The organism is Xanthomonas axonopodis pv. maculifoliigardeniae, assembly GCF_041519315.1.
Lineage (GTDB): Bacteria > Pseudomonadota > Gammaproteobacteria > Xanthomonadales > Xanthomonadaceae > Xanthomonas > Xanthomonas euvesicatoria.
Window position 1 is genome coordinate 1,409,017 of sequence record NZ_CP167998.1, and the last position, 17,741, is coordinate 1,426,757.

At 65.9% G+C, this 17,741-nt stretch carries 15 protein-coding genes; 10 read left to right on the plus strand and 5 right to left on the minus strand.

The genetic code is table 11. From position 1 onward, the window contains the following. Window positions 1-217: 217 nt before the first annotated feature. Complete coding sequence (locus tag ACDH77_RS06185; RefSeq protein WP_057680951.1) at window positions 218-1,009, minus strand: inner membrane protein YpjD; 792 nt, start codon at window positions 1,007-1,009, stop codon at window positions 218-220. Between the two features lie 358 nt (window positions 1,010-1,367). On the opposite strand from ACDH77_RS06185, the gene ffh reads away from it, so the two are divergent. The 7 genes from ffh (at window position 1,368) to rplS (ending at window position 7,078) form a co-directional block, all read left to right on the plus strand. After that, entirely contained in the window at window positions 1,368-2,744 is a 1,377-nt protein-coding gene (ffh, locus tag ACDH77_RS06190; protein ID WP_008571118.1) for a signal recognition particle protein, read from the plus strand. Window positions 2,745-2,931: 187 nt separating this feature from the next. After that, window positions 2,932-4,002, plus strand: a complete 1,071-nt coding sequence (locus ACDH77_RS06195) for a nitronate monooxygenase family protein (protein ID WP_041469502.1) — start codon at window positions 2,932-2,934, stop codon at window positions 4,000-4,002. After that, window positions 3,993-4,790, plus strand: coding sequence for an aminotransferase class IV family protein (locus ACDH77_RS06200; protein WP_008571120.1), 798 nt, complete (start codon window positions 3,993-3,995; stop codon window positions 4,788-4,790). Before ACDH77_RS06195 ends, ACDH77_RS06200 begins: the two co-directional genes overlap by 10 nt. Before the next feature lie 97 nt (window positions 4,791-4,887). Further along, the gene (gene rpsP, locus ACDH77_RS06205) at window positions 4,888-5,145 is read left to right on the plus strand and encodes a 30S ribosomal protein S16 (RefSeq protein WP_003484223.1); all 258 of its coding nucleotides are present in this window, start codon (window positions 4,888-4,890) and stop codon (window positions 5,143-5,145) included. A 43-nt stretch (window positions 5,146-5,188) separates the two neighbouring features. Continuing rightward, on the plus strand, window positions 5,189-5,701 hold the full coding sequence (gene rimM, locus ACDH77_RS06210) for a ribosome maturation factor RimM (protein ID WP_008571121.1): 513 nt from the start codon (window positions 5,189-5,191) through the stop codon (window positions 5,699-5,701). A gap of 65 nt (window positions 5,702-5,766) precedes the next feature. Then, window positions 5,767-6,525: a tRNA (guanosine(37)-N1)-methyltransferase TrmD gene (gene trmD / locus ACDH77_RS06215; RefSeq protein WP_014089658.1), complete on the plus strand. Its 759-nt coding sequence runs from the start codon at window positions 5,767-5,769 to the stop codon at window positions 6,523-6,525. Between the two features lie 145 nt (window positions 6,526-6,670). Next, a complete protein-coding gene (gene rplS, locus ACDH77_RS06220; RefSeq protein WP_003484215.1) occupies window positions 6,671-7,078 on the plus strand; it encodes a 50S ribosomal protein L19 in 408 nt (135 codons plus the stop codon). Window positions 7,079-7,346: 268 nt separating this feature from the next. On the opposite strand, the gene ACDH77_RS06225 is transcribed toward rplS, so the two are convergent. Continuing rightward, window positions 7,347-8,840: an MATE family efflux transporter gene (locus tag ACDH77_RS06225; RefSeq protein WP_109290424.1), complete on the minus strand. Its 1,494-nt coding sequence runs from the start codon at window positions 8,838-8,840 to the stop codon at window positions 7,347-7,349. Between the two features lie 390 nt (window positions 8,841-9,230). Here ACDH77_RS06225 and ACDH77_RS06230 point away from each other — a divergent pair, with 390 nt between their 5' ends. From ACDH77_RS06230 to ACDH77_RS06240, 3 genes are all read left to right on the plus strand, one after another. Next, on the plus strand, window positions 9,231-9,926 hold the full coding sequence (locus tag ACDH77_RS06230; protein WP_031421633.1) for a helix-turn-helix transcriptional regulator: 696 nt from the start codon (window positions 9,231-9,233) through the stop codon (window positions 9,924-9,926). Window positions 9,927-9,984: 58 nt separating this feature from the next. Next, window positions 9,985-10,641: a glutathione S-transferase family protein gene (locus ACDH77_RS06235; RefSeq protein ID WP_031421634.1), complete on the plus strand. Its 657-nt coding sequence runs from the start codon at window positions 9,985-9,987 to the stop codon at window positions 10,639-10,641. Window positions 10,642-10,865: 224 nt separating this feature from the next. Next, complete coding sequence (locus ACDH77_RS06240) at window positions 10,866-11,273, plus strand: RNA-binding S4 domain-containing protein (protein WP_057680947.1); 408 nt, start codon at window positions 10,866-10,868, stop codon at window positions 11,271-11,273. A 123-nt stretch (window positions 11,274-11,396) separates the two neighbouring features. Here the strand turns inward: ACDH77_RS06240 and katG are convergent, their stop codons facing one another. From katG to mutS, 3 genes are all read right to left on the minus strand, one after another. Next, window positions 11,397-13,643: a catalase/peroxidase HPI gene (gene katG / locus ACDH77_RS06245; protein WP_031421637.1), complete on the minus strand. Its 2,247-nt coding sequence runs from the start codon at window positions 13,641-13,643 to the stop codon at window positions 11,397-11,399. 431 nt (window positions 13,644-14,074) lie between these two features. Beyond that, the gene (locus ACDH77_RS06250; RefSeq protein ID WP_011346797.1) at window positions 14,075-14,689 is read right to left on the minus strand and encodes a DUF937 domain-containing protein; all 615 of its coding nucleotides are present in this window, start codon (window positions 14,687-14,689) and stop codon (window positions 14,075-14,077) included. Window positions 14,690-14,976: 287 nt separating this feature from the next. After that, window positions 14,977-17,532: a DNA mismatch repair protein MutS gene (gene mutS / locus ACDH77_RS06255; RefSeq protein ID WP_150114931.1), complete on the minus strand. Its 2,556-nt coding sequence runs from the start codon at window positions 17,530-17,532 to the stop codon at window positions 14,977-14,979. Window positions 17,533-17,741 lie beyond the last annotated feature (209 nt).

The window sequence follows — 17,741 nt, forward strand, 5'->3', positions numbered from 1 at the left end:
CCCCGGCACCGCTGATCGCAGTGCCCACTCTGAAGTTGCAAGACCTTCAGTTGCCGCAAGCCTGGGTTGCCAATGCTCTGGTGTGCCTGCCCGTAGCAGGCCGCAGAAGTTCGATCCATGCGCGCGGCCAGCGCACCGGCCAGGATGTGCAATCCAGGCGATCGCGCTTCGCCGTGTTCGATTTCACATCTGAGACGCTGGGCTAGGCCAACCACGCTCAACGCGGCCCCAGCACCAGCTCGATGACGAACTTGCTGCCGAAGAACGACAGCACCAGCAGCGCCATCGCGGTCAGCGTCCAGTGCACCGCCTTGGTGCCGCGCCAGCCATTGCGCCAGCGGCCGATCAGCAGCGCACCGAACACGATCCACGACAGGATGCTCAGCACGGTCTTTTGCAACAGCCGCTGCGCCAGGAAGTCCTGCACGAACAACAGGCCGGTCAGCAGGGTCAGGCTCAACAGCACAAAGCCCACCGTGATCGTGCGGAACAGCAGCGTTTCCAGCTCGGTCAGCGGTGGCAGTGCGCGTAGCAAGCTATGGAAATCGCGCCGCCGCAACGCGCGTTCCTGCAGCCACAGCATGATTGCCAGCAGCGCCGCGATGCCCAGCGTGGCGTAGGCCAGCAAGGCCAGCCACGCGTGCAATTCGAGTCGCCAGCCCAGATCCGAACTGGGCTCATGGCCGTAGGCGTGGTAGCTGGCCAACAGGATCGCCGACAGCGGGAACACCACCACACCCACCGCCGCCATCCGCCCGCGGCCGCCGAACACCGCCGTCAGCGCAGCCATACCCAGCCCGCACAACGACAAGGCCGCGAAGAAGTGCATGTCCGGCCCGCCGGCGGTGCGCACGGCCACCAGCACGTGGTAACCGGCGTGCAAGGCCACTGCAGCCAATGCGGGCGCCAGCCAGTGCGCAGGCGATTGGTTGCCATCGCGCAACACCGCCCGGGTGAGCAGTGCCGTGGCAAGCAGATACAGGGCGAACGCGATGAGAACGATTGTCATCGTGGAAGTTTCGCATGGTGGGGCCGGGATTGGGGATTGGGGATTGGGGAATCGGGAATCGGGAGTGGGGATTGGGGAATCGGGGAAGCCTGGCAATGGGTCGCTGGGGTTTTGCTGGCCGGCAGGGGCGGGCGGTACCTCGCATGAAGTGGGGTGCGCCGGGTACGCAGTAGAGCGTCTATTACCGCCTTGCTGCCGTTCTGCTCGTCGCGGTCCCGGTCCCGGCGGATTGCCCGCCGCGCAGTGCGGTCGAAGAGTTCCTTAAAGGTCACGTTTCCGGGGCTGGGGCCGGCCGGGGCCGGCCGCCAGCCGGTGCCGCTATAATCGGCACCCGTTTCCTCTCCGCGGTCCCTTGCGCATGTTCGAGTCCCTTACCCAACGTCTCTCCGGCACCATGGAGCGCCTGCGCGGCCGCGGCCGCCTGACCGAGGAGAACATCCGCGAAGCCACCCGCGAAGTGCGCATCGCGCTGCTCGAGGCCGACGTGGCGCTGCCGGTGGTGCAGGCGCTGATCGAGCGCATCAAGGTGCGCGCAGTCGGTCAGGAAGTGCTCAAGTCGCTGACCCCGGGCCAGGCGCTGATCAAGGTGGTGCGCGACGAACTCACCGCCGTCATGGGCGCGGCCGCCACCGACCTCAATCTCAACGTGCCGGCGCCAGCGATCGTGCTGATGGCCGGTCTGCAGGGCGCAGGCAAGACCACCACGGTCGGCAAGCTCGCCAAGCACCTGAAGGAAAAGCGCAAGAAGAAGGTCATGGTGGTCTCGGCCGACGTCTACCGCCCGGCCGCGATCGAGCAGCTCAAGACCCTGGCCGAACAGGTGGGCGTGCTGTTCTTCGCCTCCGACGCCTCGCAGAAGCCGGTGGACATCGTGCGCGCGGCCATCTCCGATGCGAAGAAGTCGTTCGTCGACGTGTTGCTGGTCGATACCGCCGGCCGCCTGGCGATCGATCAGGCGATGATGGACGAGATCAAGGCGCTGCACGCCGCGGTCAACCCCACCGAAACCCTGTTCGTGGTCGATGCGATGACCGGCCAGGACGCGGCCAACACCGCCAAGGCGTTCGGTGAGGCGTTGCCGCTGACCGGCGTGGTGCTGACCAAGACCGACGGCGACGCGCGCGGCGGCGCGGCACTGAGCGTGCGCTACATCACCGGCAAGCCGATCAAGTTCGTCGGTACCGGCGAAAAGACCGACGGCCTGGATGTGTTCCATCCCGACCGCGTTGCCAGCCGCATCCTGGACATGGGCGACGTGCTGTCGCTGGTGGAGCAGGTCGAGCACAGCGTCGATCAGGAAAAGGCCGCCAAGCTCGCCGCCAAGGTCGCCAAGGGCAAGAAGTTCGACCTCAACGACATGAAGGAACAGCTCGAGCAGATGCAGAACATGGGCGGCATCCATGGGCTGATGGACAAGCTGCCGGGCATGGGCCAGATCCCGGACAACGTCAAGCAGCAGGTCACCGGCAAGGAAGTGCCGCGCATGATCGCCATCATCAATTCGATGACCAAGAAAGAGCGCCGCAACCCCGCGCTGCTCAACGGCTCGCGCCGCGCCCGCATCGCCCGCGGCTCGGGCATGCAGCCGGCCGACGTCAACAAGCTGATGAAGCAGTACCAGCAGATGGAAAAGATGATGGGCAAGCTGGCCGGCGGCGGCATGAAGGGCCTGATGCGCAACATGAAGGGCATGATGGGCGCCATGGGCGGCCGCGGCGGCATGCCGTTCCGCTGAGCAACCTGCGTACGCCGCGCTGCGAAGACATTCGCAGGCGCAGTGCGTGCATCTTGCGCTGGCCCTTGTGCTGGCGTGGCAGACCACTTCAAGGTAGACGGGCGCGGCAGGTGCCCGTGCCCGTGCCGGCATCAGCGTTTCTCCATCGCGGTTACCATGCGCAATCTCATGGTGTGCGAAGTGATTGATGACCAGGTTTTCCAACGTCGATGCCTTCCAGCAGCGCTTTGGGCTGCGCTTGCCGATCCTGCTCAGTCCCATGGCCGGCGCCTGCCCGGTGCCGTTGTCGGCGGCGGTTGCCAACGCCGGTGGCATGGGCGCGATGGGTGCGGTGTTATCGCAGCCGCACGACATCGTGGCGTGGATGGCGGCATTCCGTGAGGCCAGCGCAGGGCCTGCGCAGATCAATCTTTGGATTCCCGACCCGGCACCTGCACGCGATGCGGCCACCGAGGCGCGGCTGCGCGCGTTTCTTGCGCAGTGGGGGCCACCGGTGGCGGAGACAGCGGGCGATGCGACACCTGCCGATTTCGATGCGCAATTGGATGCCTTGCTCGCTGCGCGGCCAGCAGTTGCCTCATCGATCATGGGTGTCTTTCGGCCCGATCAGGTGGAACGTCTCAAGAATGCCGGGATCGCCTGGTTCGCCTGCGCGACCACCTTGGACGAAGCCCTTGCGGCGCAGGCAGCAGGCGCCGATGCAGTGGTTGCGCAAGGGGCCGAGGCCGGGGGTCATCGCGGTGCGTTCGAGGCCGGCCGCGCAGCGCAGCAGATGACCGGGCTGTTGGCGCTGTTGCCGCGTCTGGTCGATCGTCTCGATGTCCCGGTCATCGCGGCCGGCGGCATCGCCGATGCGCGCGGCATCGCGGCAGCGCTGACCTTGGGCGCAAGCGCGGTACAGATCGGCACCGGCTTGCTACGCACGCCCGAAGCTGCATTGCCGAGCGCCTGGGCCGACGCGTTATCTCAGGCAGAGCCGGAGCACACCCAGCCAACCCGTGCATTCTCGGGCCGGTTGGGGCGCGCGCTGACCACAGCGTATGTCAGTGCAGCAAGCGCTGCAGACGCACCGCCACCCGCGCCGTACCCGGTGCAGCGCGGGCTCACCGCGCCGATGCGCCAGGCGGCCGCGCGCGATAACCGTCTGGATGCGATGCAGGCCTGGGCCGGCCAATCCGCCTGGATGGCGCCTGCACAGCCGGCTGCGCATGTCGTGACGCAGTGGTGGGAACAGGCGCAGGCGCTGTTGTGCCGTTGATCTTCTGCAATGGCATGGCCGCCACCGCGCAGCAGCTCAGTGCCGCGGCGTTGAACAATTACGGCCACTTCACCACGCTGCAGGTGCGCAACAACGCTGCGCTTGGGCTGGACCTGCATCTGCAACGGCTGCAGCACGACAGCGCAGCCCTGTTTGGTGCTGCCGTCGATATTGAGGCCATTCGCGCGCAGTTGCGGGCCGCATTGTCGGTCGCCGGCAGTGCCGATGCGAGCGTGCGCATCACGGTGTTTTCGCAGGATTTCGACCTGCGCGATCCAGCGCGCGTCGTTGCACTGGATGTGTTGATCGCGCTCTCGCCCGCTGCGCAGATGCCAGCAACTGCTGTGCGCGCGCAGCCGGCCTGCTACGTGCGCGAGCAGCCGCTGTTAAAGCACGTCGGCACCTTTGCGCTGCTGCAACTGCGCCGTCAGGCAATGCTTGCCGGGTTCGACGACGCGCTGCTGATCGATCCGCAAGGCCGGCTCGTGGAGGGGGCATTCTGGAATCTGGGCCTGTGGCAGCAGGGCAGGGTCGTGTGGCCACGGGGGCCGGCCTTGCCCGGCACCCGGCAGCGGCTGCTGCAGGCCGGGCTGCAAGCGATTGGCATCGAGCAGGACACGCGCCCCGTCACGCTGGACGAACTCCACGGATTCGATGGCGGCTTCAGCTGCAATGCGCGTGGGCAACAGGCGTTGGCGGCGGTCGGGTCTGTGCAGTGGCCGGACGCCGCCGCCCAGCTGGCAATTCTGGAGCAGGCCCTGCAAACCCAAGCCTGGCAAGCGATCTGAGCGGTTCAGGGGTGACTTGGCTTCGCCGCCGGAGCCCGCTATAATCGCCGGCTTACCGCGCCACTCTGGCGACTGGGCAACTCAGGAAAACAACACCATGGTCAAGATCCGACTGACCCGCGGCGGCGCCAAGAAGCGTCCGTTCTACCACATCATCGTGACCGACGTGCGCAGCGCGCGCGACGGCCGCAACATCGAGCGCCTGGGTTACTACAACCCGGTTGCCCAGGGCGCAGAGCCGCGCATCGTGCTGGACGTCGCACGCGTCGACCATTGGGTCGGCAACGGCGCGCAGCTGACCGACAAGGTGCGTAACCTGTATCGCGAAGCCAAGTCTCAGGCCGCTGCGGCCTGATCTTGAGGGCCGGGTGTTGCCACCTGGCCCAGAGTCGACGCAGATGAAGCAGACCGAGCGCCGCATCCTGTTAGGCAGGATTGTCGGCGCTTTTGGTGTCAAGGGTGAGCTGAAGCTCGAATCCTGGACCGAGCCACGAACCGCTATCTTCCGGTACCAGCCGTGGATCGTGCGCGCGCCATCCGGACAGGAGTCGGTGGTCAGCGGCGTGCGTGGGCGCGATCAGGGCAAGAATCTGATTGCGGTGTTCCCCGGCGTCACCGACCGTGACACGGTCGAAGCCATGCACGGGACTGAAATCTATGTCGCGCGCAGTGCGTTGCCGCCGCCCAAGCCCGACGAATATTACTGGGTGGACCTGGAAGAGTTGCAGGTGGAAACCGTCGAAGGCGTCAAGCTGGGCACGGTCTCGCACCTGTTCTCCACCGGCTCCAACGACGTGGTGGTAGTGCGTGGCGATCGCGAGCGGATGATTCCGTTCGTGTTCCCGGATTTCGTCAAGTCGGTCGACTTCGACGCCAACCTGATCGTGGTGGACTGGGATCCGGATTTCTGATCAAAGCGGTGCTTCGGCGCTGTGCTTGACTCTACCCATTCCCCAATTCGACTCCCGATTCTCCAGTGCGCATCGACGTCATCAGCCTGTTCCCCGAGTTCATCGCGCAATGCGCGGCGTTCGGCGTGGTCGGGCGTGCGCAGGAGCGCGGCTTGTTGGAACTGCAGGGCTGGAATCCGCGCGAGCACGCGCAGGGCAACTATCGCCGCGTGGACGACCGTCCGTTCGGTGGCGGGCCCGGCATGGTGATGCTGATCGAGCCGTTGCGGGCCTGTCTGGAGACGGTGCAGGCCGCAGATACGCGGCCAGCGCCCGTGATCTACCTCAGCCCGCAGGGGCGTCCGCTCACGCAGGCGCTCGCACGCGAGTTGGCGCAGTTGCCGCGCATGGTGTTGTTGTGCGGCCGCTATGAAGGCGTGGACGAGCGCTTTCTGGCGCAGGCTGTGGAGATGGAAATCTCCATCGGCGATTACGTATTGTCCGGCGGTGAATTGGGTGCAGCGGTTGTCGTGGACGTGGTGGCGCGGTTGCAGGACGGCGTATTGAACGATGCCGAATCTGCCGCCCAGGACAGTTTCGAAGGCCCGCAAGGCCTGCTCGATTGCCCCCATTACAGCCATCCGGCGACCCATGCATGGGGCGATGTGCCCGATGTATTGCGTTCGGGCAACCATGCGGCAATTGCGCGCTGGCGGCGGAAGCAATCGCTGGGCCGGACTTGGTTGCGCCGCCCGGACCTGCTCGACGAGGCGGGGCTGGAGAAGAACGATCGCCGTCTGCTGGACGAGTTTCGCCGCGAACTCGCCCCGGACGACGAGAAATAAAGGGCTCACCCCTAGCTCTTGCAAGATTGATTGGGGTACAATATGCGGCTTGCTGGCCAGCCTTGCGTCTGGCCCTCTTACGAACCTCGAGCAATCGCCGTGCGGCGACTGCCGGTCCAATATCACCAGACACGCGGTGCCCACCATGAGCAAACTCAACAAGACCATCCTGGCTGACTTCGAAGCCGCCCAGATCCAGCGCAAGCTGCCGGAATTCAACCAGGGCGACACCGTTGTGGTGAACGTCAAGGTGAAGGAAGGCAACCGCGAGCGCGTGCAGGCCTATGAGGGCGTGGTGATCGGGACCAAGAATGCCGGCCTGAACTCCTCCTTCACCGTGCGCAAGATCTCGCACGGCTTCGGCGTCGAGCGCGTGTTCCAGACCCACAGCGCCATCATCGACTCGGTCGAAGTGAAGCGTCGCGGTAAGGTGCGCGCCGGTAAGCTGTACTACCTGCGTGGTCTGGAAGGCAAGGCTGCCCGCATCAAGGAAGATCTGGCCGCCGCTGCGCAGGCCAAGGCCGCTCGCCAGGCTGCTGCCAAGGCCGAGTAAGCCACATTGGCGGGCCTGTCCCGCCACTGCCAAACAGCCGCCTTCGGGCGGCTGTTTGCGTTTGTGGGAATGGTTTTTGGGAATGCCTGTCCGGTTGCGGCATCCACGCATGATGCACACTGCGCCTTGCGGGAATTCTTCAGCAACCCCGTGTTCTCGATCGCGGGTGGTCGAGATACGGAGGCTGGCTACCCCGATCCCATGACGGTTCCAAGCGCATGCGCCCGGGATGGCTACGGAGCCGGCGGTACGCCTGCGGCAAACGTAACTAACGCTGCGGTGTCCGCGGTACTTGCTGCCCGCCTGGTGCGTCGGTGAGCGGGGCCGGGTCGGCGACCGGTGAGGCCGGATGCGCGGGTACTTCCGCTGCAGCCGCAAGCTCCGACGGATGCGTGGGTGCGGTCAGCATGCGCGCCTTGCGCCAGCCGCCCCAGCGGTAATACGCCAGCGACAGCAGCATCGAACAGGCCGAACTGATCGGAAAGCTCCACCACACCGCATCGGCGCCCAGATGCGGCAGCAGCGCGTTGGCCAACGGCACGCGCACGCCCCACAGCGAAAACGCCAGGATCAACAACGGCGGAATCACTGCACCGGTGGCGCGTACCACGCCCGAGACCACGAAGCTGACACCGAACAGCAGGAACGACCAGATCGCGATGTGGTTGAGGTGCCGCGCAACCTCCAGCGTGGCGCTGCCTTCGGGCAGGAACAGGGCCAGGGTCCAGCGATCGAACAGGATCAGCAGCACGATCAGCAGGCCCGTCATCAGGAAATTGGCGGCGATGCCGGTACGTGCGACCGCATCCACGCGTGGCCACAGGCCGGCGCCCACATTCTGCGCGGCCATCGACGAACAAGCGGCGCCCACCGCCATGGCCGGCATCTGCACATAGTTCCATAGCTGCAATCCTGCGCCGAATGCCGCAGCGGTTTCGGTGCCGAAGCCATTGACCAGCGACAACATGGCGATCATCGACAGCGAGATCATCACCATCTGCAGGCCCATCGGCACGCCTTTGACGATCAACGCGCGCAGGATGGCTGGGTCGATGCGAAACAGGCGCAAGTCGCCCCGGCCCAGCCACAAGACATGGCGTTTGTTGCGCAGATACACCAGCAACCCGGCCAGTGCGACGACCTGCGCGATCAACGTGGCCCAGGCCGCACCGGCAATGCCCAATGCCGGAAACGGGCCGATGCCGAACAACAGCAGCGGGTTGAACACGATATCCAGCAGCACCGACAGCAACAGGAAACGGAACGGCGTGCGCGCATCGCCGGTGCCGCGCAAGGCCGCCGACAGGAAGGCGAACAGATACAGCGTGGGCATCGCCAGGAAGATCACCCGCAGATAGTCTTCGGCCAGCGTTTGCGAGGCGGCGGGCGTGCCCATGGCGGTCAGCAGATGCGGCGCCAGGTACCAGCCGAGCACGGCAATCACGGCCGACAGCCCGCCGAAGAAGCTTGCGCTGGTGCCCATCACTTTGCGCGCTTGGGCGATATCGCGTGCGCCCATCGCCTGGCCGATCAGGATGGTCGAAGCCATGCCGATGCCGAACACCGAGCCGATCAGGAAGAACATGATGCTGTTGGCATTGGCCGCCGCGGTCAGCGCTTCTTCGCCGAGATAGCGGCCGATCCAGATCGCGTTGATCGAGCCGTTGAGCGACTGGGCGATGTTGCCGGCCATGATCGGCAGCGCGAACAACAGCAGGTTCTTGCCGATCGGGCCTTCGGTCAGGACAGCGGATTTGGGCATCGCAGTCGTATCGTCGCGCAGAAGGTGCGCACACTAGCATTGCCTAGGTGAGCCCGGATGCAGCGCACTTGCGGCGAGGCGGCGAGGCGGCGTGGGGCGCGCTGATCGTGGAGCACGCTGCGCATTTTGTCTGGCGGCGGCATGCGAAGTTGCCGCAGGCTTGCGCCCGCATAGGCAACGCGGCAGGTGCAGCCTGGCGAGGATGGGGGAGTGCGCGTCGGCTGGGGCGCAGCCAGGTCGGACGTGTTCGACAGTTGGCCTGCTGATGCGCCGGCCGATCGCTGCATCGCGATTGGATTCCTATTGGTGCGCGCGTTCGTCTAAGACCCGAATGCAGGATCGCTGTGCGGCCCAAGGCAGCGAGGACGCAAAGCCCACTATGCTGTCGCGATGGTGATCCGTGCGACCCGTTTGCTGCATCTGCTCGACGCCCTGCGCGGACGGCGTCGGCCCGTGGCCGGTGCGCAGCTCGCCACTGCGCTGGGCGTCAGCCTGCGTACGCTGTATCGCGATATCGCCACCTTGCGCGCGCAGGGCGCCGACATCCTCGGCGATCCCGGCGTCGGCTATGTGTTGCGTCCAGGCTTCCTGCTGCCGGCACTGAATTTCACCGAGGACGAACTGGAGGCCTTGACCCTGGGCGCGCGCTGGGTGGCGCGCCAGGCCGATCCGGAACTGGCGCAGGCGGCGCAGCGTGCGGTAGCGCGCATCACCGCCACGCTGCCCGGCAATCTGCGCGCATCGATCGAGACCAGCGGGCTGCTGGTGCCTGCGGCCGATGCCGCGCAACCGCCCGCACCGTGGCTGCCGATCCTGCGTCGCGGCATCCGGCTCGAACACGTGCTGCGGATGGACTATGCCGATGCCGAAGGCGCTGCCTCGCAACGGCGGGTCTGGCCGTTCGCGATGGCCTTTCTTGGCGGCTACGGCATGATCGCCGCGTGGTGCGAACTGCGCGGCGATTTCCGCCATTTCCGCGCCGACCGGGTGCTGGCCCTGGCCGACGATGGCGAACGCTATCCCTCGCGCCGGCATCTGCTGATCAAGCGCTGGCGCGCGGCGACCGGCTACGGAGCCGACTGCTGACAGCACCTGTCAGCAGGGCAGGACCAGACTGCAGGCTGTCCACCAGGAAAGTCTGCCCATGTCCACCGAGATCGTGCTCTACACCCACCCGTTGTCACGCGGCCGTGTCGCCCGCTGGATGCTGGAGGAGACCGGCCTGCCGTACCAGACGGTCATCCTCGACTACGGCACCACGATGAAGGCGCCGGACTATCTGGCGATCAACCCGATGGGCAAGGTGCCGGCGCTGCGCCATGGCGAGACGGTCGTCACCGAAAACGCGGCGATCTGTGCCTACCTGGCCGACCTGGTGCCGGAGCGGCATCTGGCGCCGCCGCCGGGATCGCCGGCGCGCGCCGATTATTACCGCTGGCTGTTTTTCCTGGCCGGCCCAGTGGAGGCGCTGCTGACCGCGAAGGAAAGCGGCGTGCTGGCACCGGCACGCAGCGCCGGCTACGGCCACGAAGCGGACCTTCTGCAGACCCTGGAACAGGCCATCGCGGGCCGCGAATACCTGGCCGGCGCGTGCTTCAGCGCGGCCGACCTGTACATGGCGGCGGTGGTGGGTTTCTACACGCGTACCGGCATGCTGGAGCCGCGGCCTGCGTTTACTGCCTTCGCGCAACGGCATGCCGCCCGACCTGCGGCACTGCGTGCCAACGCTGCCGACGATGCGTTGATTGCGGCGCATCCGAACCCGGACATGCCGCGCACCGTGGACACGACGAACACCTAGCGGCGGCGACGGTCCGCTGGCGGTGCTGCCCTGCGGTGCGGACCAGGCCGCACCTGGTTCTGCCCGCTTGAGTTCCGCAGTCGTTGCCCAAACATCGGGTGTGGCGCACACCATCGTCGCCGAAGGCGCCGGCAAGCAAGCCGGCGTTTGCGCAAGATCGCAGCGCTTGCACGCATGCAAGGCGTGCTGCGCGAGCCAACGCACGACACGAGACCGCGAGACGAATGAATCTAGAGCTGGAACAGGCGATGACGGTCAGGCTGGATGTCTGGCTGTGGGCAGCGCGCTTTTTCAAGACGCGTAGCCTGGCCAAGAATGCAGTGGAGACCGGCAAGGTCGACGTGGCCGGTCAGCGTCCCAAGCCGTCGCGTGCGCTGCGCAGCGGCGAACGACTGCGTATCGACCGCGGCGGCGAAATCTTCGAGATCACCGTTGCCGCGCTCAGCGATGTGCGCGGCCCGGCCCCGGTCGCACAGGCGCTCTACATCGAAACCGACAGTTCGCGCGAGGCCCGCGCGCAATGGCGCCTGCAGCGCGCGGCCGAGCGCACCGGTTACCGTGCGCCCGAGGGTAAACCGGACAAGCGTGCGCGCCGCCTGATCACGGCATTGGGCGATATCGACGCGTTGTAGCGCGCTGTCGGCGCAGGCTGTCATGCAATCGACCCGCAAATGCAAACGCCCCGGCGATTCGGGGCGTTTGCATTAGGTGGCACACGCACCTGCGTGTTGGCAGGTGCGTGAGAGTGAGCACGCTTAGGCCAGATCGAAACGATCCAGCTGCATTACCTTGGTCCAGGCGGCAACGAAGTCGTGCACGAACTTCTCCTGCGCATCGGCGCTGGCGTAGACCTCGGCCACCGCACGCAGGATGGAGTTGGAGCCGAACACCAGGTCCACGCGCGTGCCGGTCCAGCGAAGTTCGCCGGTGCTGCGGTCGCGGCCTTCGTACTCGTCCTTCGCCTCCGAGGTGGCCTTCCACTCGGTGCGCATGTCGAGCAGGTTGGCGAAGAAGTCATTGCTCAACACACCGGGACGGCTGGTGAACACACCATGCTTCGAGTCGCCGACATTGGCGCCCAGCACGCGCAGGCCGCCGACCAGCACGGTCAGCTCCGGCGCGGTGAGGGTGAGCAGCTGGGCCTTGTCGATCAGCAGCGCTTCGGCCGGCACTGCGTAGCGACGCTTGGCGAAGTTACGGAAGCCATCGGCCACCGGTTCGAGCACGGCGAAGGATTCCACATCGGTCTGTTGCTGCGACGCATCGGTACGGCCGGGTGCGAACGGCACGGTGACCTGGTGGCCGGCGGCTTGCGCTGCATGTTCCACTGCGGCGTTACCGGCCAGCACGATCAGGTCGGCCAGCGAGATCTTCTTGCCACCCGATTGCGCAGCGTTGAAGTCGGCCTGGATGCGTTCCAGCGTTGCGAGCACCTTGGCCAGTTGCTCGGGCTGATTGGCCTGCCAATCCTTCTGCGGGGCCAGGCGGATGCGCGCACCGTTGGCGCCGCCACGCTTGTCGGAGCCGCGGAACGTGGAGGCCGACGCCCACGCAGTGGACACCAGGTGCGCCACGCTCAGACCCGAGGCCAGAATGGTCTGCTTGAGCGCGGCGGCGTCCTGCGCATCGACCAGTGGGTGATCGACTGCCGGCACCGGGTCCTGCCACACCAACTCTTCAGCAGGCACGTCAGCGCCCAGGTAGCGCGAGCGCGGGCCCATGTCGCGGTGGGTGAGCTTGAACCAGGCGCGTGCGAAGGCATCGGCGAATTGTTCGGGATGCTGCTGGAAACGCCGCGAGATGGCTGCGTACGCCGGGTCGAAGCGCAGCGCCAGATCGGTGGTCAGCATCGTCGGGCGATGCTTCCTGGAGGCGTCGTGCGCGTCGGGAATGATGGCGTCGGCGTTCTTGGCCACCCATTGGTGCGCGCCGGCCGGGCTCTTGCTCAGCTCCCACTCGAAACCGAACAGATGGTCGAAGTAATCGTTGCTCCACTGCGCCGGCGTGGTGGTCCAGGTGACTTCCAGGCCGCTGGTGATGGTGTCGGCGCCCTTGCCGCTTCCATAGCGGTTGTGCCAGCCCAAGCCCTGGCTTTCCAGCTCGCCGGCTTCGGGTTCGGCACCCACGTTGTCGGCCGGGCCGGCACCGTGGGTCTTGCCGAAGGTGTGGCCGCCGGCGATCAGCGCCACGGTCTCTTCATCGTTCATGGCCATGCGCGCGAAGGTGTCGCGGATGTCGCGCGCGGAGGCGATCGGGTCGGGGTTGCCGTCCGGGCCTTCCGGATTGACGTAGATCAGGCCCATCTGCACCGCGGCCAGCGGGTTTTCCAGGTCGCGGGTATGCGGCACCTGGCTGTCGTCGTCCTTCACCAGCACCCCGTGCGCTTCGTCCACGCCCGGCGAACCGCGCGAGTAGCGGTCGTCGCCACCCAGCCACTTGGTTTCGCGACCCCAGTACAGGTCCTGATCCGGCTCCCAGGTGTCTTCGCGGCCACCGGCAAAACCGAAGGTCTTCAAGCCCATCGATTCCAGCGCGACGTTGCCGGTGAGAATCATCAGGTCGGCCCAGGAAATGGCCTGGCCGTACTTCTGCTTGATCGGCCACAGCAGGCGACGCGCCTTGTCCAGGCTGACGTTGTCCGGCCAGCTGTTGAGCGGGGCGAAGCGTTGCTGCCCACGTCCGCCACCGCCACGTCCGTCGCCGATGCGATAGGTGCCGGCGCTATGCCAGGCCATGCGCACGAACAGCGGGCCGTAATGGCCGAAGTCGGCCGGCCACCAGTCCTGCGAATCGGTCATCAACGCATGCAGATCCTGCTTGAGCGCCTGCAGGTCCAGGCGCTTGAATGCGTCGGCATAGTTGAACGACTGGCCCAGCGGGTTGGATTTGCTCGAATGCTGGCTGAGCAGATCCACGCGCAGCTGCTTGGGCCACCAATCGCGATTGGTGGTTCCGGTACCGACAACGGCGTGATTGAACGGACACTTTGCTTCGGTGGTCATGGCAATACCTGTGTGCGGGAGCACTTGGGGAGCTGCGTGCCGAAGGTTGCAGACACGTGCTGTTGGAGTCGAAGTGGCGGACGGGGCTTAAGGCTGGGTCATCGGGACTGCGGGCAGGTACGAGCAATACCGGTCTGACGTGGCCGCTGCGTTCGTCGATGCTAGCGCCTGCCTGGAAGGCCCGGAACAGGTCGACCGGGAGCGGACGGAGATCGCAAGGACACGCATCAGGCGGACTCATCATGGTGGTGTCCGGACACGATAAGGAGCATCGATCATTTGGTGAATTCGAATTATTCAACCATATCGATAGCGTGCCACTATGGATAGCACGCCGGTGCCCGACCGGCGTGCCGCACGCCCATTGCATGGGGGTTGCAGGCCGTCATCCGCATCTGCAACAGAGGACGCCGCCCGGTTGGCCTGCTGGCTCAGCGTTTGCCGAACAGGCTGCCGCCCAGCTTCATGACGTCGCCCATGCCCAGCTGCCCGTCGCCGTCCTGGTCCAGCACGCTGGTCAGTAACCCGCCAGCGTCGGGATGGCTGCGCACCTGCTGATGTTCCTGTGCCAGCGCAGGCCCGAGCTGGCTGCTGGCTGTGGCATCGCCGCCCAGAAAGCGCTTGGCCAGATATGCCATCACGATCGGGGCAAGCAACTGCAACAGCTGACTGGCCTTGCTGGTCTCCAGCCCGGTGGCCTGGCCCAGGCCGGCAGCGGCCTGCGGCGCCTTGTCGCCGAACAGATGGCCGACGATGCCGGCACCGTTGCCCTGCGCACCGGTGGCCGAGCCGCCCAACAACGAGCCGAGCAAGCTGCCCAGGTCCGGGCTGGCGGCATGGTCGCGTTGCAGTGCGCCCAGCAACGCGTCGGTGCCACCGGCCTGCTGGCTATTGCGGCCCAGCGCACCCATCAGCAACGGCAGCGCGGCCTGCACTGCCGACTGCGCCTGCTCAGGCGCAATGCCCAGGCGGCCGGCGAGTTGCTGCAGCTGCGGGCCCTGCAATTGCGCGGCAAGTTGATCGGTCAACGAAGCGGACATGGTCATCGGAAGGTTTCCTGTCTGGCGAAGCGTTGCGGCAGGGTGCGCCCGTCGCGCCGACAGATCAATCCGGCGGCAAGCACACGCCGCGCGTTACGCACGGCGCGATGCAGGACATCGCAATCACGCAACCATGCCTCGACGGCTTCCAAATTCTGCTAACAAACCTCCGCAAAACAGCATCAAGCCGATCACCAATTCCCGCATGGCAAAGCATCCGCACGCGCAGCAAACGTCAGCCATGCAGCCCCGCTCCTACGAATCCCAAATCCCGACTCCCCAATCCCGGCACCTCAAAGCAACGCCTTCAACCGATACAGCGCCTCCAGCGCCTGCTTGGGAGTGAGCTCATCCGGGTCCAGCGCCTGCAAGGCTTCCTGTGCAGCGGAGGAGGGTGCGGTGAACAGCCCGAACTGTTGTGGCGCATCCAGCGCGGTGGGTGCCATCTGCGCGCTGTGGCTTTCGCCGCCGCGTTGTTCCAGTTCCACCAGCCGGCGCCGCGCCTGCGTCACCGCCGCCTTGGGCAAGCCGGCCAGCGCGGCCACCTGCAGGCCGAAACTGCGATTGGCCGGGCCATCTTTCACTGCATGCATGAACACCAGACGCTCGCCATGTTCGACCGCATCCAGATGCACGTTGGCGATGCCGCTGGCGCCACCGGCATGCGGTTCGTCGGCCAGCGCAGTGAGCTCGAAATAATGCGTGGCAAACAGCGTGTAGCAGCGGTTGGTCTGCGCCAGATGGCGCGCGACGGCATCGGCCAGTGCCAGGCCATCGTAGGTGGAGGTGCCGCGGCCGATCTCGTCCATCAGCACCAACGATTGCGGCGTGGCGTGATGCAGGATGTAGCTGGTTTCGGCCATTTCCACCATGAAGGTGGATTGCCCGCGCGCCAGGTCGTCGCCGGCGCCGATGCGGGTGAGAATGCGGTCGATCGGCCCGATCACCGCACGGCTGGCCGGCACATAGCTGCCGATATGCGCCAACAACACGATCAGCGCGTTCTGCCGCATGTAGGTCGATTTACCGCCCATGTTCGGGCCGGTGATTACCAGCATGCGGCGATCGCTGTGCAGGTCCAGATCGTTGGGCTCGAACGGTTGCTCGCGTACCGCCTCCACGACCGGGTGACGGCCGCGTTCGATGCGCAGGCACGGCGCATGATCGAGTTCCGGCTGCGACCAATCCAGCGCCTGCGCGCGTTCGGCAAAGCCGGCCAGGACATCCAGTTCGCTCAAGGCACCCGCGCAGCGCTTGAGACCCTCCAGCTCGGTGCCGAGTGCGTCGAGCAGACCTTCGTACAGCAGTTTTTCGCGCGATAGCGAACGCTCGCGCGCGGACAGCACCTTGTCTTCGAAACTCTTGAGTTCTTCGGTGATGTAGCGTTCGGCGTTGGTCAGCGTCTGCCGGCGGCTGTAATGCAACGGGGCTTTCTCGGCCTGGCCCTTGCTGATCTCGATGTAGTAGCCGTGCACGCGGTTGTAGCCGACCTTGAGCGTGGCGATGCCGCTGCTGGCGCGCTCGCGTTGTTCCAGGTCGATCAGGAATTGATCGGCATTGGTGGACAGGCGGCGCAACTCATCCAGCTCGGCGTCGTAGCCGGTGGCGATCACGCCACCGTCGCTGAGCTTGAGCGGCGGCGTCTCGGCCACTGCGCTGATCAACAGATGCGCGGTGGCATCGTGCTCGCCGAGTTCGGCATGCAGCGTCTGCAGGCGCGGCGAATCCAACGGTGCCAGGATCGTGCGCACCTTCGGCAACAGCGCCAAGCCATCGCGCAAGGTGGAAAAATCGCGCGGCCGCGCCGAGCGCAGCGCTACGCGGGTGAGGATGCGTTCCAGATCGCCGAGCGCACGGAAGGCTTCGCGCAGATCGGCATCGGCACCTGCATCGATCAGCGTGCCGACCGCATGGTGGCGCTGCACCAGCACATCGCGCAGGCGCAGCGGACGGTGCAGCCAGCGCCGGAGCAGACGCCCACCCATCGGCGTGACGGTGCTGTCCAGCACGCCGAGCAAGGTGTTGCGCGTATCGCCGTCGACGCGCGTATCCAGCTCCAGATGCCGGCGCGTGGCCGCGTTCATCGAGATGGCCTCGCTGGCCACTTCCATCGCGATCGAGGTCAGATGTGGCAGGCGCTGTTTCTGGGTCTCTTCGACATAGCCCAGCAGCGCGCCGGCGGCGGCCGTGGCGCAGGGTTTGTCGTCGATGCCGAAGCCGGACAGATCGTGCAGCTTGAAGAACGCCAGCAGCTGACGCCGGCCGCTGTCGGCATCGAACAACCACGGCGGCCGCCGCCGCACGCCAATGCGCCCGCGCAGGAAGTCCGGCCAGTTGTCTTCGTCGGGCACCAACAGCTCGGCCGGTTCCAGGCGCGCGATTTCCGCTTCCAGCGCATCGGCGCTGTCCACTTCGTTGACCAAGAAGCGCCCGCCGGCCAGATCGGCCCAGGCCAGGCCGTAGCCGTGTTTGCTGCGCGAAATCGCCATCAACAAGGTGTCACGACGCTCGTCCAGCAGCGCCTCGTCGGTGACCGTGCCTGGCGTGACGATGCGCACCACCTTGCGCTCGACCAGCCCCTTGGCCAGCGCCGGGTCGCCGATCTGCTCGCAGATCGCCACCGACTCGCCCAGTGCCACCAAGCGTGCCAGGTAGCCTTCGTACGCATGCACCGGCACCCCGGCCATGGGAATCGGCGCACCGCCGGAGCTACCGCGCTGGGTCAGGGTGATGTCGAGCAGCCGCGCGGCCTTGCGCGCGTCGTCGTAGAACAGCTCGTAGAAATCGCCCATGCGGAAGAACAGCAGCAGGTCGGGGTAATCCGATTTGGCTGCGAAGAACTGCTTCATGGCAGGCGTGTGTTCTTGAGGGGCCTTGCCAGGCTTGGAAATATCTGAGGAAACAGTCACTTATGAATTTGCTCTGTAACGGAACTGACGGTCAAAAAAGGGATGTGGCGGGGAGTAACGGTTTTTTTCGTTGCGACCGTGTTGCGACGATTCAAAGCGAGACCCAATTTGGCATGTTGCGACGAGTTCGCATGGTAAGAAAAGCGTGC

Excerpts from the sequence above, each read along its gene's own strand:
- ACDH77_RS06185 (WP_057680951.1), bottom strand. The coding sequence starts at position 1,009 with ATGACAATCGTTCTCATCGCGTTCGCCCTGTATCTGCTTGCCACGGCA.
- ffh (WP_008571118.1), top strand. The coding sequence starts at position 1,368 with ATGTTCGAGTCCCTTACCCAACGTCTCTCCGGCACCATGGAGCGCCTG.
- ACDH77_RS06195 (WP_041469502.1), top strand. The coding sequence starts at position 2,932 with ATGACCAGGTTTTCCAACGTCGATGCCTTCCAGCAGCGCTTTGGGCTG.
- rpsP (WP_003484223.1), top strand. The coding sequence starts at position 4,888 with ATGGTCAAGATCCGACTGACCCGCGGCGGCGCCAAGAAGCGTCCGTTC.
- rimM (WP_008571121.1), top strand. The coding sequence starts at position 5,189 with ATGAAGCAGACCGAGCGCCGCATCCTGTTAGGCAGGATTGTCGGCGCT.
- rplS (WP_003484215.1), top strand. The coding sequence starts at position 6,671 with ATGAGCAAACTCAACAAGACCATCCTGGCTGACTTCGAAGCCGCCCAG.
- ACDH77_RS06225 (WP_109290424.1), bottom strand. The coding sequence starts at position 8,840 with ATGCCCAAATCCGCTGTCCTGACCGAAGGCCCGATCGGCAAGAACCTG.
- ACDH77_RS06230 (WP_031421633.1), top strand. The coding sequence starts at position 9,231 with ATGGTGATCCGTGCGACCCGTTTGCTGCATCTGCTCGACGCCCTGCGC.
- ACDH77_RS06235 (WP_031421634.1), top strand. The coding sequence starts at position 9,985 with ATGTCCACCGAGATCGTGCTCTACACCCACCCGTTGTCACGCGGCCGT.
- ACDH77_RS06240 (WP_057680947.1), top strand. The coding sequence starts at position 10,866 with ATGAATCTAGAGCTGGAACAGGCGATGACGGTCAGGCTGGATGTCTGG.
- katG (WP_031421637.1), bottom strand. The coding sequence starts at position 13,643 with ATGACCACCGAAGCAAAGTGTCCGTTCAATCACGCCGTTGTCGGTACC.
- ACDH77_RS06250 (WP_011346797.1), bottom strand. The coding sequence starts at position 14,689 with ATGACCATGTCCGCTTCGTTGACCGATCAACTTGCCGCGCAATTGCAG.
- mutS (WP_150114931.1), bottom strand. The coding sequence starts at position 17,532 with ATGAAGCAGTTCTTCGCAGCCAAATCGGATTACCCCGACCTGCTGCTG.